12 protein-coding genes are annotated in these 14,029 nt (G+C 67.1%); 4 read left to right on the plus strand and 8 right to left on the minus strand.

What is annotated here, in order from left to right; genetic code table 11:
* From AC27VN_RS16140 to AC27VN_RS16155, 4 genes are all read left to right on the plus strand, one after another.
* A partial coding sequence (locus tag AC27VN_RS16140; protein WP_490877176.1) for a sugar phosphate isomerase/epimerase family protein occupies nucleotides 1–780 on the plus strand: 780 nt, incomplete at its 5' end.
* Nucleotides 773–1,588, plus strand: coding sequence for a shikimate dehydrogenase family protein (locus AC27VN_RS16145; RefSeq protein ID WP_490877177.1), 816 nt, complete (start codon nucleotides 773–775; stop codon nucleotides 1,586–1,588). The genes AC27VN_RS16140 and AC27VN_RS16145, both read left to right, overlap by 8 nt.
* Complete coding sequence (locus AC27VN_RS16150; protein WP_490877178.1) at nucleotides 1,585–2,475, plus strand: alpha/beta fold hydrolase; 891 nt, start codon at nucleotides 1,585–1,587, stop codon at nucleotides 2,473–2,475. The genes AC27VN_RS16145 and AC27VN_RS16150 overlap by 4 nt, the downstream gene beginning before the upstream one ends.
* Nucleotides 2,476–2,511: 36 nt before the next feature.
* Nucleotides 2,512–3,642, plus strand: coding sequence for an SMP-30/gluconolactonase/LRE family protein (locus AC27VN_RS16155; RefSeq protein WP_490877179.1), 1,131 nt, complete (start codon nucleotides 2,512–2,514; stop codon nucleotides 3,640–3,642).
* A 15-nt stretch (nucleotides 3,643–3,657) separates the two neighbouring features.
* Here AC27VN_RS16155 and AC27VN_RS16160 read toward each other — a convergent pair whose 3' ends face one another.
* The 8 genes from AC27VN_RS16160 to AC27VN_RS16195 form a co-directional block, all read right to left on the minus strand.
* Nucleotides 3,658–4,608: a helix-turn-helix transcriptional regulator gene (locus AC27VN_RS16160; RefSeq protein ID WP_490877180.1), complete on the minus strand. Its 951-nt coding sequence runs from the start codon at nucleotides 4,606–4,608 to the stop codon at nucleotides 3,658–3,660.
* A gap of 108 nt (nucleotides 4,609–4,716) precedes the next feature.
* The gene (locus AC27VN_RS16165; protein WP_398491755.1) at nucleotides 4,717–5,112 is read right to left on the minus strand and encodes a DUF4150 domain-containing protein; all 396 of its coding nucleotides are present in this window, start codon (nucleotides 5,110–5,112) and stop codon (nucleotides 4,717–4,719) included.
* A gap of 4 nt (nucleotides 5,113–5,116) precedes the next feature.
* On the minus strand, nucleotides 5,117–5,797 hold the full coding sequence (locus tag AC27VN_RS16170) for a DUF3540 domain-containing protein (RefSeq protein ID WP_490877181.1): 681 nt from the start codon (nucleotides 5,795–5,797) through the stop codon (nucleotides 5,117–5,119).
* 5 nt (nucleotides 5,798–5,802) lie between these two features.
* Nucleotides 5,803–6,852 (minus strand): pentapeptide repeat-containing protein, encoded by a 1,050-nt coding sequence (locus AC27VN_RS16175; protein WP_490877182.1) that lies wholly within the window; start codon nucleotides 6,850–6,852, stop codon nucleotides 5,803–5,805.
* A gap of 8 nt (nucleotides 6,853–6,860) precedes the next feature.
* Entirely contained in the window at nucleotides 6,861–9,461 is a 2,601-nt protein-coding gene (locus AC27VN_RS16180; protein ID WP_490877183.1) for a DUF2169 family type VI secretion system accessory protein, read from the minus strand.
* 5 nt (nucleotides 9,462–9,466) lie between these two features.
* A complete protein-coding gene (locus AC27VN_RS16185; RefSeq protein ID WP_490877184.1) occupies nucleotides 9,467–12,427 on the minus strand; it encodes a type VI secretion system Vgr family protein in 2,961 nt (986 codons plus the stop codon).
* 110 nt (nucleotides 12,428–12,537) lie between these two features.
* Nucleotides 12,538–13,485: an amidohydrolase family protein gene (locus tag AC27VN_RS16190; protein ID WP_490877185.1), complete on the minus strand. Its 948-nt coding sequence runs from the start codon at nucleotides 13,483–13,485 to the stop codon at nucleotides 12,538–12,540.
* Between the two features lie 176 nt (nucleotides 13,486–13,661).
* On the minus strand, nucleotides 13,662–14,029 hold a 368-nt coding region (locus tag AC27VN_RS16195; protein ID WP_490877186.1), incomplete at its 5' end, for a hypothetical protein.

Genomic DNA, 14,029 nt, shown 5'->3' on the forward strand with positions numbered 1-14,029 from the left:
GATGCGGCGCCGCCGCGGCTGGTCGAGGCCGCGCATGCGGCGGGCTTCGCGGGCGTCGGCATCCGCCTGCTGCCCGCGCGTCTCGGCGAGGCGCCATTCCCGATGACCGTGGGCGGCGCGATGCTGCGCGAAACGCTGGCGCGGCTGAGCGACCTGGGCATGGCGGTGCACGACATCGAGATCGCGCGCATCAAGCCGGACTTCGACGCCGCGGCACTGGCCGGCGTGCTCGAATCGGCGCAGGCGCTGGGCGCGCGCTGCCTCATGGTCAATGTCGACGATGCCGATCTCGCGCGCGCCGCCGACGGCATTGCCGCGCTGGCCGAACGGGCGCGGCCGCATGGGCTGTCGCTCGGCGTCGAGTTCATGGTCTACACCGCCGCGCGCAGCCTGGCCGATGCGCAGCGGCTGGTGGCCGCGGTGCCGGTGTCCGATGCGCGCATCGTGGTCGACGCCTTGCACTTCTGCCGCGCCGGCTGCCAGCTGTCGGACCTGCATGCCGAGCGCATCGACCGCGGTTTCATGCAGATCAACGACGCGCCCGCGCAGCGCCACCCGGGCCTCTCGCCCGCGGAGGAGGGCCGGGCCCATCGGCTGTTTCCGGGCGAAGGCGCGCTGCCGCTGGCCGCGCTGCTCGCCTCCCTGGCCGGCGATGCGCTGCTGTCGGTAGAGGCACCCAGCGCCATCCGCATGGCCACGATGGATCCGCAGGCGCGCGCCGCGGCCGCCCATCGCGCCACCACCTCCTTCCTGCAACGAAACGGCTTCGCCCATGCCTGACAACACCCTCGACTGGAACGGCCTCAAGCTCGACGGCAGCACCGCCGTACTTGGCATCATCGGCGACCCGATCGCGCAGGTGAAGGCGCCGCTGCCGCTGACGCAGCGCCTGCAGCGGCGCGGCCTCAACGCCGTGCTGGTGCCGCTGCACGTGCGCGCCGACGACGTGGCGCCGTTGCTTCACAGCCTGCATGCCGTGCGTAACCTCGCGGGCATCGTCGTCACCGTGCCGCACAAGCAGCAGGTGGCGGCACTGCCGATCGAACTGCTGCGGGCGGCGCGCGAAGCCCGCGCCGTGAACGTGCTGCGCCGCCATGGCCAGGGCTGGCAGGGCGAGCTGCTCGATGGCGCCGGTTTTCTCGCCGGCCTGGTGCGCAACGGCTTCGAGGTGCGGGGCCGCAGCGTCGGCCTCGCGGGCGCCGGTGGCGCGGGCAATGCGATCGCCTTCGCGCTCGCCGCCGCGGGTGCCGCCTCCATCGACATCCGCGATGCCGACGACGCGAAGCGCGCCGATCTCGTCGCGCGGTTGCGCGCATCGGGCTGCAACGCCGGCGCATGGGATGGCGAGAGCCCGCGCGACCTGCTCATCAACGCCACGCCCGCCGGCATGCGCGCGGACGACCCGCTGCCGATCGCGCCCTCGGCGATCCGCGCGGGCCACACGGTGGCCGACGTGATCATGGAGCCGCCCACCACCGCGCTGCTCGCGCTCGCCGAATCCATGGGCGCGCGCATCGTGCACGGCCGCCACATGATGGACGAGCAGCTCGAGGCCATGGCCGACTTCTTCGCCGAGGTGCTGCGATGAGCGCGCCTTTCTTCCCCGGTTTCGAGGCGCGCTCCATCGAACTCGGCGATGCGCGGATCCACGTCGAAGTCGGCGGCAGCGGACCACCGCTGCTGCTCTTGCATGGCTACCCGCAGACGCATGTGGCCTGGCACCGCGTCGCACCCGTGCTCGCACGGCATTTCACCGTGGTCGCGCCCGACCTGCGCGGCTATGGCGACAGCACCGGGCCCGCCGGCGATCCGCTGCACCTCAACCACTGCAAGCGCACGCTGGCCGTCGACCAGCTCGCGCTGATGCGCGCGCTGGGCTTCGAGCGCTTCGCCGTCATGGCCCACGACCGCGGTGCGCGCGTGGGCTACCGGCTCGCGCTCGACACGCCCGAGGCCGTGCGCTGCTTCGTCTCGCTCACCGTGATTCCCACCGAGGAGATGTGGAAGCGCGCCGGCATGGCCTTCGGGCTCAAGGCCTTCCACTGGTACCTGTTCGCGCAACCCTTCGACCTGCCCGAGCGCATGCTGCGCGCCGACCCCGCCTACTACCTCGACTGGACCCTGCGCAACATGGTGCAGAAGGTCGACGCCGTCACGCCCGAGGCGCTGGCCGAGTACCACCGCGCCTTCGCGAAGGAATCGGTGCGCCACGCGATGCTCGAGGACTACCGCGCCGCCGCCTCGATCGACCTGCAGCATGACCGCGAGGACCTCGCGGCCGGCCGCCGCCTGGCCTGCCCGGTGCAGGTGCTGTGGAGCGCGTCGAACACCGCGCGGCCCGACCCGGCCGAAGTCTGGAAGACCTGGGCCGACACCGTGGAGGGCGGCACCGTCGACTGCGGCCACCTGATGGCCGAGGAGGCGCCCGACGAGGTGCTGGCACACGTGCTGCCGTTCCTGCGGCGCCACGCCTGAATGGCCGTACCCGGATTCACGAAGGAGAAGAAGACCATGAGAGACAAGACCCTGCGTTCGCGCCTGCTGGCGCCGCTGTGCATCGCGCTGGCGCTGTTGCAGTCCACCCTGACGTACGCGCAATCCCAGCCACCCGTGCGCCTGAGCGGCCTGCAGGACGCGGCGCTCACTCGCCAGCAGGAGTTCTTTCCATCGACCGCGTTCGAGACCGTGCATGCGGGCGGCTGCGGCGTGATGGAGGGCATCGCCACCGCATCGGACGGCAGCGTCTATTTCACCGAGATCACGCGCTCGGTCGGCTGCAGCGATGCCAGGGGCGTGCAGGGCGGCCGCATCTGGGTGATTCCGCCGGGCGGCCGGCCGCGCGTGTTCCGCGAGCCCAGCAACATGGCGGCGGGCCTGGCCATCGACGCGCAGGACCGCCTGGTGGCGGCCGAGGGTGCCGACTTCGGTGGCCGCCGCGTGTCGGTGACCGACCTGCGCAGCGGCGACTACCGCGTGGTCGCCTATTTCCACGACAACCGGCAGCTCAATGCGCCCAACGACGTGGCCATCGACCGCGCGGGCCGCATCTATTTCTCCGACCTGCGGCTGTTTGGCCCCGAGACCATCGAGCAGCGCATCCATGCCGTCTACCGCCTCGACCCGCCGGCCGCGGGCAGCGGCGCCAGGGGCCTGTGGCCCATCGTCCGCATCCTCGGCGACAACGCCAAGGTCAACGGCGTCGAGCTCTCGCCCGACGGGCGCACGCTCTATGCGGGCCTGTGCGACCCCGGCAGCAACGCGCTCGGCGAGCAGGGCCCGGCCCCGCTCGACCGCACCGGCTCGGGCGGCCTGCTGGCCTATGCGCTCGATGCCGCGGGCAATCCCGGTGCGCCGCGCGTGCTGCTCGACCTCGAGAAGGCCGGCTGCGTCGACGGCATGGCCACCGACACCGAGGGCAACGTCTACCTCGCGCTGCCGTCCTCGCCCGGCGGACCGGGCCTCTACGTGCTCACGCCCGCGGGCCAGCTCGTGGCGCGGCTCGTGCTGCCGAACTGCGAGAGCCCGGTGAACGTGGGCTTCGGCCGCGGCGCCGAGGCGAACATGCTCTACGTGGCGACCGTGGGCGTGGGCAAGGTGTACCGGCTGCGCGTGGGCAAGAGCGGAGTTGCACCCGCGCCCTGAGGCCGCGAAGCTTCCTCAGGGCTGCGCCTGGCCGCGCGGCCGCATGCCGGTGGCGCGCTTGAAGGAACGCGAGAGCGCGAGCCCGTTCGAGTAGCCCACCTGCTGCGCCACCTGGTCGAGCGTGAGCCGCTGCTCCTTCAGCAGGCGCGCGGCGATGCGCATGCGCGTGTGGAAGAGGTAGCGCAGCGGCGGCAGGCCGAACTGCTGGCTGAAGCGCGAAGCGAAGGCGCTGCGGCTTAGGTGGCACAGCGCCGCCAGCGCATCGACGGTCCAGTTGCGCGCGGGATGCTCATGCATCGCGAGCACGGCCGTCGAGAGCTGGCGATCGCGGCGTCCGGGCGCGGCCTCCAGTCCCACCGCATGGGCCGGGTCGGCGAAGTGGCGCGACAGCAGCATGCGCAGGATGCCGTTGATCGAAGGCCCCATCGCCATCGCATTGCCGGCGTCGAGGTCGGAAATCCAGCGCACCCAGTCGACCACGCGCGCATCCCCGGCGCCTTCGCCGGCCTTGCAGTGCACCACCTCGGGCAGCAGCGCCATCAGCGGGTGCTCCATCAGGGCGCTGGTCTCGAAGAAGCTGCCCGCGACGAGCGCGTCGTGCTCGGAGCCCACCGCATAGACACCGTGGCGGTTGCGAAAGCCCGCGCGAACCAGGTCCTCGATGCCGCGCGGCACGACCTGTTCGTCGCGAAAGACCAGGTGCACCCCGCCACGCGGCAGGAACAGGATGTCGCCCTTGTTCGCGAGATGAACCCCATCGGCCATCCGCACGCGCCAGCCGTCGTCGCAGAACACGTACAGCGGCGCATGCGAGCGGCTGCGGACCTCGACCGCGTCGTTCGCCGCGCAGCGGTACTGGAAGCTCAGCACCGGCTCGAACCAGAGGCGTGTGATGAGCCGTTCGGTGTCGGGTGCGGTCTCGTGCGGGGCTGCGTGGTGGCGCCCGCGCTTGAAGGTCTTCGACATGCGAGGAAGAAATCGGAAAACAGCGGATGCTAGTGATCGCACGCCTGCTTGACACTCCGCCGGAGGTCCTAGGGCGCCCCTTGCCGCGTTGGCCATTGGCGATAGACCTTAGGGTGCGAGGATCAGCACCAGCGTCTGGCTCGGCGCGATGCGCGCGCCCATGGCGTTGGTGCTGTTCTGCATGGTGGTGCTGGTGAGGCGGGTGGCGGGCATGCCGTTGAACAGCACGGTGTTGGCGCCGGTCGTGTGCCGGCTCGGGCCCATCACGGTGCCGGAGGCCACGCCGAGCAGGACGCCGGGGTTGTCGCCGTTGGTCATCGGAATCGTCGTGGCGAGGTTGTGCGCCGGCCCACCCATGATCAGGATCGTCGGACAGTTCGGGATGGCGGTGGGTCCGAGGGCAATGTCCGTGTAGGGAACCGGGATCGGGGAGGGCGCGGCCGGCGTCATGCAGACGTCCGGAAAGGCCATGTCGGTCCCCATCAACTGGCAGTTCGCGAACATGCGATCAACCGAAATGGATCTGGCCGCCGCGCGCCTTCACCAGCTTGCTTCCGTCCACCATGGTGTGCTGCGACTTCAGGTGCATGAGTGTCTCGGCCTCGACCTCGACGTGACCAGCACTCACACGATCGAGCCCTGTCGTCGAGCGTGCGTAACTTTCGCTGAAGTGCTGCACTCGGGTCATTGCGCTCGACAGCGTGGAGGCGATGAGCTTGATGGCGCCCGCTATGAAACGAAGCCCTTCGACCACGACATGCGCCCGATCTGCCGTGACGTCAATGGAGCGGGTTGCCATGTGGAATTCCTCGGCGTCGACAGAAAATCGTTTGACGGCTATGGCGAGGCTGCCCTCGACGTTCCAGGTCACCGGACCGGTGGAGAGATGCAAAGGAGCCACGGTGGCATGACCCGTCCGTGCCTGGCGAGCGAGGATCGACCCGATCCAGGCGCCATTTGCACCTGCGTCGAGACAGGACACGGTATCGCCGAGTGCTGGGACGACCAGGCAACTGAACGAGACGCGAGCTTCCAGTGAGCCTTGCTCGCTGACGACCGTGAAAAGGTCGTCCCGCATATCAACGATGACGCCGACATTCCAATGAGCGGTCGTGCGATGCGATTCCGTTGCGCGGAGCCTCCGGCGAGAGCGATGGGAAATGGGGATGGAGCGATTGGCGATGGTCATGGGGTTCAAGTTGCTGTGAACAGGGTGGGTCTCCAGGAGTCGGCGCGCTCCAGATCCGCATCGGGCGCTATCGCCCGGGAGTAGTCGACCCCGATCGCACCGCCGAGCTGGGCGCGATGCAGAACGCAGCGCTGGAGCACCGCGCGAGAGAAATCCCCTTGTGCGAGATTCGCGTGACTCAGGTCCGCATGGGTGAGGTCGGCTCCGATCCATTGGCCGCCTGGCATATCCGCTTGAGCGAAATGCGCCTGGCGGAGATTCGCACCGTCGAAGATCGAACCAGGAAGCTTGGCGGCGCTGAAAAGGCTCTGCGGCAACTGGGCGCCAGTGAAATCGCAGCCCTGCCCGTGCGTGCCGCAAAAGATGCTCATGGGCGCCTGGATCCCACGGAAACGGACGTTCTCGATCTGCGAGCCCTGGAAGTTGCATTGCGTCAGCGTTGCCTCGGAGAAGTCGCATCCGGAAAGGTCGAGGTTGGCGAACTGGCAACCTTCGAGGCGCAGGCCGGAGAATCGTTGACCCGGCAAGCTTGATTTGAAGAAAACGGTATGGCGAAAGCGAGCCCCTTCCCATGTAGGGTTCACCACGTCGCTTTCCAGCAGGCTCGCGTGTTCGAGATCGGCGCCATCGAGCGATACGTCGTGCAGGCGACACTCGCTGATCACGGACGAGACGAGACTGGCGTCGCGGAATACGGCACCGGAGAGATTGCAGCGCGTCAGGGTCGCCATCGACATCACGGCACGTGCGAGCTGGGCGTGGCTCAAGTCGCAAGTCGAGAGCTTGGCTTGGTGAAGAGAAGCCTGTCGCAGATCCGCATGTGTCAGAACACATCGGTCGAAAGCGGCGCCCCGAAGCTGCGCGTCGGAAAGCAAGGCACCACGCAAGTCGCATTGATCGAACACGGCTTCGCGCAGGTCTGCGTTTCGAAGATCGACCTGAGCAAGACATGTCTTCGTGAAAATGATCGCCCCCAGCGATGCCCCTGCATAACTCTTGCCGCGCAGATTCCGCTCCGAGATGACTTCGCCCATCAAAGCTGCGAGCGTGAGCACCTCGGGGCTCATTGACCGCCCCCCGTTTCGGCCGCCTTGCGCCGCGGCCAGGTCTTCGCACGTGTCAGAAGTGCGCCCTGCAGTTGCACGGATCCGTCAATCAGGATGCCCGAGAGATCCGCACCGAAGAGATTGCTGTCGCGCAGATCGGTATTTCGAAGATCCGCGTTCTGAAGGATGCAGTCACGCAGATTCGCACTCTGCCAGTTTCCCCCTCGAAGCACCGAACGAGTCATCAGTGCGCCGCGCGCGTCCGAAGCCCGGCCATCGCAACCCGTGAGCAGCGCGCCAGAAAGGTTGGCGCCTCGCAAATCAGTCCTGACCAGAGATGCTCCCTCCAGCTTCATGCCGGAGAGGTTGGCATCGCGCAGAACCGCCCGCGCCAGGTTGATGCCGCCCATTCGCGTGCTGCCCACGAAAGACGTGCTGGTTGCTCGTGTCGACACCAGTTGTGCTCCTTCGAGGTTGCAATCGATGAAGGAGCTTCCATCGAGCCTTGCACCGCCGAGTCGCGCATCTGAAAGATCGCATTCGATGAATGAACAACCACGGAGATCGGATTCTTCCAGGCGCAGCGAGCGCAGGTCCATCTTGTAGAAGGTCTGGCCTTCTGCGTAAGCCTCGCGGCCATCGGTGGCATTCCATACCGTATCCATCCAGAGGGCGCCTTTGAGCCTCGCCCCTCGCAGATGGGTGCGCTCGAAACGGCAGTGCGACAGGATGGCTCCCTGAAGATCGGCACGGTCGAGCACCGTGCCGAGGAGGCCGGCCCGACCGAGGTTGGCCTCGCGAAAAGACGCGTCGATGGCGATGGCGCCGTCCAGCTTGGCATGCGCCAGCACTGCGCGGGAAAAATTTGAACCACAGAGGTTGCAATGCGAAAAATCGGCGCTCTCCAGATGGGCCCCGCTGAAGTCGACGCCGCTCAGATCCATGTCGGAGAAGTTCGCGCCGGTGAAATCATGGAGCATGAAGTTCCGCAGACCCAGGGTATGTGCCCGAACCATCTCCACCCGCAATCGTTGCGCGTCTTCGCCATTCATGCGTGCAGCAGGCGATTGCATATGGGCCGATTGCAGGTAACCCTGGCGTTCCGCGTCCTGCTTTCTGAGGAGATTCGGAAAAATCGCGGCTTCGTCGAACGGCTTTCCGGTGGCGGCAAACATCTGCCGGAGTTCACCGAGATGCTGCGTGGCGTTGTACAGCGGAGGACCGCGATGCCCGCTGGAAAAAATGGGGATGCCTTTGGTTTTCTCCAGCTCCAGCGCGCGTTCCAGCAAGGAAAGCATGTCTTCGATCGCCGCGAGCTGCTGTTCGCGCGATTCGACGAGCTTGCGTTCGACATAGCCGGCAAGCTTCGCTCCGGTTGGAACGGGCTCTTCGACCGGCATGCGAAGGCCCATCTCGTCGGGGTCCTTTCCGAGCTTGCGAAGCTCCGCGCGAGCCAGCTCGAAGTCGATGCTTGATCGCCTTCGTTCGACTTCCGCTCGCATGCCATCACCAGCAAGAACGGCCTGCGTCGCCTCGGATTCGGGGTCCGAGTGATCGAGGTCTTCCGGGAGGAGGTCCGCGTCGTTCAGGGCATGGATGGCACCCATCTGGGGATCGGCGCGCTTTTTCAGTACGTCGAGATAGTGAGCATCGTCCTTTTCGCTCCCGATGCGCTCCACGGCGGCCAGCAACTCCACGATGTCGGTCCCGTCGATTTCGCGCACCGATGTGATGCCCTGGAAGATCAGGATTGCGCGTTCTGCGTGCGGGAAGAACCAGACGGTGGTGAGCCGGAGCGGCACCTCGACGAATTCGTTTTCACTGCCATCGACGGGCTGCTTGCGGGCGAATGTGCGTGCGCGCAATCCTGGCAGCTTGCCGTCGATGCGTTCCTTGGCGGGGTGCATGCCTTCGAGGCAGAACTCTTCGTCTCCGGCCAAAGGCGCTTCCAGCCACTGATCGGACGGCGCGACATTGAAATGGTGCCAGTCGATATCGGGAGCGAAGCCGGGCGCGTGTTCGCGCAGATAGCTGTCGTCGTAGGTTCCGCGCAGTGCGGCCCGTGCGGGATGTTGAGAGTCCAATGCGGAGAAGCCCGCGGGCTCTGTCTGCTGTCGCGGCGAGACCAGGCGATCGTTGGGACTCTCGATGTTCGGAAGGCGATGCACGCCGTCCAGTTCCTGTGCGCCGATACCGCAGGGGTTGGCCATGAACCCCGTGCCTCCAAAGGCTCTTCGCCACGAAAGGGGCAGCTTGTCAAAGGCTTGGGGCGTGGTCGGAGTGCTGCCCGCCCAGTGCCGGTCACCGAAGGCCAGCAGAATCTTCTCCTTCCCACCGAGTCGTGCGCGTACGGCGCGTGCGTGACTGCCATCGCCGGGAGGATAGACATGACCGTGCACCAGAAATTCGGGCGTCAGCTTGGCGATGCCTTCGTCGATCAGTGGTGATTCCGTTTCGCCCGCGAGGAAATTCCACATGGACTGTTCGCCCCAGAGACGTCCTTGCTCGCCTTGATCGAAGGGGACGTGGAGCATGGCACTGATGGACATCCCGTGACGCTTGCGAAACGTGAAGGGACGAGTGGTCAGACTGATCTGGCCGGGTTTGACGACTTGCATCTGCTTCAGCCTTTGGGTGGCGATTCGTCAGGGCCAGGGGGCATGTCCTGTGTCGGTGGTGGCTTGGGCGATGAAGGCGGTTGCTGAGGGTTTCTGCGCGCGTGGCGTTCGTGGTTGTGTTCGTGGCGGTTGTCGAGGCCGCCGTAGAGGAAATGATCGGGTGCGGCGTCGTCCGCATTGATGGAATCTGGCTTCTCGACCTTCCACTTCTCCGCCAACCCCACGTCTGCCGGATCCGCAGCAGCCGATGCAAGCTCTCCGAGAACCGGAACATAGCGGATCCAACCACTCGCTGAGCGCGCCTCGAGTGCGTCTGCCAGGGTCTCCATGCGATGAGCCAATCCCGTGAGCTCTGCGTCCCACGCCATCGTGGCCGCTTTGCGCATCTCGGCGACGGCATTCTTGTATTGCTTTAGGGTCTCCGCTTTGTCGGCATAGTAGTAGCCGAGTCCGCTCAAGGCGCCGCTGGCCGTCATGAGCATGGCCCATTCACTGGCCTCCCTGGAGGCAACGGAAGGGGGGGCGCCGTCCGCGTTGCTGTCCTTCACGGGGGCAATGTTGAACAGACCTGTATGGAGCATCTTGATCTTGCCGATCTCGATACCGATGCCTGCGACCGTTTCAAGCCGCAAGGCGGCCGCGTTCTCGATCTGCAACCCCAGGAAGTTCGAGATGCTGATCCCCATCGCCGTTTCAAGGCTGAGCCCACCGAAGGAGGTTCGCGCGATACCCATGTTCGCTTCACTGTTCGAACCGATGTAGCCGCTGGAATTCGATCCGATCACCGTCTGATTCGACCCGATCGAGGTCTCGTTGATGTCCCCCACCGCAAAGGTGCTGACATTCGTATTGCTGATGACCTTCACCTCGTTGGCAAGGATGGAGTAGGGGCCCTTCGGACTGGTGACCACCGTCGAATTCGCGCCCGTCACGACGAAGTCGTAGTGCGCCGCCTCGAAGCGAATGTTCCGCGCCTTGAACGAGTAATCCCCGCCGACGGTGACCGTCTTGTTCCCGAGCACGTCGCGCGTCTCGTCGGCCCGCGTGATGTCCACGCGCTGCCCGCCGACGTCGACCTTCGAATTCTTCTGCACCGTGAGATTGCGGTCGGCGTCCACGAAGGCATCCTGCTTGCCCACCACGTGGTGCAAATGGTCCTTCTTGATCGTCTGCTTCTGCATGCCGTCGACGATCGAACGGTCGTTGTTCGCAACGTGCACCATGCGGTCGTGGCCCACCTGCTGCGTCTGGTCGTGGTCGACGGTCAGGGTCTGGTCGCGGCCGACGTAGGTCGCATCGTCGCGTTCGACCACCCGCCGCATGTCCCGCTCCGCATGCACCGACAACAGCTCCTCCCCCTTGCGATCCTCGAACTGGATCTCGTTGTAGTTGCTCGCATCGCCCCCGGGCGTGGAGCGCGTGCGAAAGCCGCTCTGCGTGGGCGACTTGTAGGGAATGGGCTGGTCGTCGTTGTAGACCCGCCCCACGATCACGGGCCGGTCGGGGTCGCCGTTGAGGAAGTCGACGATCACCTCCTGCCCGATGCGCGGCGCGAAGTAGCCGCCCCAGCCCTTGCCGGCCCAGGGCTGCGACACGCGCACCCAGCAGGTCGACTTCTCGTCGCTCTCGTCGTAGCGGTCCCAGTGGAAGTGCACCTTCACGCGGCCGTGTTCGTCCACGTGCAGCTCGTCGCCTTCGGGGCCGACCACGATCGCGGTCTGCGGGCCGGGCATGGTCACGCGCGGCGTGAGGCGCGGCGGGCGGAACGGCAGCTGCATCGGCAGCACGGTGAGGAAGAACACGCAGACGCCGCGCTGGGCGTCGTGCAGCGTGCGCTCGGTGCGGATCAGCTCGTCGAGCACGCCGTCCGCGCCGTCGTTGACCGCGTCGCCCGCGATCAGGCCGCACAGCCGCTCGGCATGCCATTTGCGCGTGCGCTCGTCGTCGGCGCCTTCGTAGCCCGGATGGGTGATGACGAAGCTGCAGGCGCCGATCAGGTGTTCGCCGCGCGCCAGCTCGGGCGCATCGCCCTCGAGCACGAAGCTGCGGCCCACGCCCACGTCGGGCCAGGTCGTCACGGCCCAGTGGCGGTCGCGGCGCGCGATCAGTTCCTCGCCGCGGATCCTGGCCGTGGCCTCGGCGTGCTCGACGCTGAAGTAGTCGCCCGGGTATTCGAAGTCCTCGAACTCGGCGAGCTCGTGCTCGTCGGCGGCGTCGATGGTGGCGCCGATGTTCTTGCGGATGGCCTTGAAGTCGCTGTCGCGTGCCGCGTGCTTGCCGGTGTCCAGCCGCTGCGTGGAGATCCAGCGCGTGATCTCGTTGAAGCGCGCCTCGCCCGCGACGTCGGTGTAGTGCAGCACCGGCGTGGCCGGCAGGCGCTTGTGCGCGACGAAGCTGGTGTCGGCGAGCTGCAGCCGGCCCGGCTCGTCGTGCGCGTCGAACCAGTAGTAGATGCCTTCGGCCTCGAGCAGCCGCGAGAGGAAATCGTGGTCGCTCTCCTGGAACTGCACGCAGTAGCGGTGCGGTTCGTGCGCGCCGATCACGCCGTCGGCATTGGTCTTGCGGATGCGCCGCGCCGGGCTGTCCTCGAACACGCCGTTGAGCACATCGAGCACCGGCTTGTCCTGGAAGATGCGCGAGTTGCGCCGCTTGGTCAGCAGCCAGAACCAGGAGCGCAGCGTGATGCGGTAGCGGTGGTAGCGCCCGGTGCGGCCTTCGCGCAGGAAGCGCACGGCGTGCCCGTGGCAGTGGCGGGTATGGGGGAGCTCATGGGCATCGATGAAGTCGATGCCGATGTCGAAGGCGCGGCCCAGGATGTCCTTGGGTTGCACAAGCCCGTTCTTCGACAGTACGGTGAGTTCGTAGACCGCGGCGCGCGACAGGCCCTCGTGGCCGATGAGGCTCCAGAACATGAGGTCGTTGGCGACGGGGGAGTCGGTGTCGATGCGGATGTCGTGCGTGTGCATGGGTCATCGATTGTTCGAAATCGGCGGGCGCGGCGCGATGGTCGTTCCGCTCGAATGGATGGCCGCGCGTCCTGCAATGGCCGCGAATTCCTCGGCCGCAGCCGTTCGTTTCAAGGTTTCATCCCCACGAGCCGCAGGAGATTGCCGCGCGCCACCAGTTCCCGCGCCTCGGGAGCGAGCTGGCCCAGGAAGTTCTGCACGCTCGCGAACTTCATGGCCTCGGCGTCGGCCGAGCGGTGGCTTGCGTCGGTGCCGATCAGGAAGCGGTGGGGCTGCGCCTCGATCAGCGCGAGCCATTCGGGCCAGACGTTCTGGCCGTCGCGCAGCACGGTGTAGTCGGGCGAGCGCGGATGGCGCGGCCAGGTGCGCGCGCTGAGTTCGTAGTGCAGGTTCGGATGCCGATCGAGCAGCCGCCGCGCGAGGAACAGCGGCGTGTAGCCGCCATGGGCCCAGATCACCGGCACGTCGGGAAAGCGCTCGAGCATCTGTTGCAGCTCGGCCATGCGCGTGGATTCCACGTGCACCATCACCGGCAGCCGGTACTTGCGCGCGAGCGTCATGATGCCGGTCATGGTCGCGCCGGTCGGGCTGTAGTCGGTCTCCGCGAAGCCCGATGCCGGGAAGTGCGCGGCCGAGATCTCGCCGATGCCCTTGTAGAGCCCGGTGGCCAGCAGCGCGTCGAGCTGCGCGAGCAGGGCCGGATCGTCGGCGCTCCAGCCCGGGCGGTAGATGCTGCGCTCGGGCGAGATCGAGGCGAAGGGGATCAGCCGGTCGGGATGGCGCTTCGCGGCCTCGGCCACCGAATCGTTGCTGCTGCGCCCGCCCCAGAACACCACGGCATGCGTGGCGCCCCAGCGGTCCATCAGCGCGAGCTGCATCGCGAGGTCGTTGAGATGCACGTGCGCGTCGGCGAAGGGGATCATCGGCGCGGCGGAGCGCGCATCGGGCATCGGCGCGGTCTGCGACCAGGCCGGCAGGGCCGCGGCCCACAGCAGGCCCGCGCGCAGGCAGAGCGCGCGCGCCAGGCGGTGCAGTCGTCGTCGATCGGTCCAGTGCATGGTGTGTCCTCGTGCGGCGGGAGGGCCTTCGCCCCGGGGGAGGTGCACGTTAAACGCGGGAAGAAGGAAAGACGGTCAGCGATTGGTAAGCGTCTGCCGAAAGAGATAGGGATTGGCCGTGGGGACGCTGCGTGCCCCCACCCCGGCCCTCCCCCAGAGGGGGAGGGAGAAAGGCCTCAGCGCTGCAGCAGGGACCTGGCGCGCTGCACGCGCGCGAAGCTCTCGCCACCACGCACCTGCGCGAGCGCCCGCGACAGTCCCGCGCGCTCCGCCTCGCGGGCATCGGGCCGTTCGCAGAGTTCGATCCACGCCGCGAGCGCGGCCCAGTCCGATTGCTGCGCCGCACCGTGGTGCAACGCACGCTCGAGCGCGCGCCGCGATTCGGCATCGTCGTGCTGCGCGGCGTGCCAGCGGGCATCGAGCCGATGGATGTCGCTGAGATGGCCGGCTTCGCCGAACTGCTCGGCACTGTGCAGCCCGGCGTCGATCTCGGCGCGGGCCTCGTCGAGCTGGCCGGCGCGCAGCGCCACCTCGGCCGCATACA

The sequence above is a fragment of the Variovorax sp. 20P10.2.4 genome (assembly GCF_058244205.1).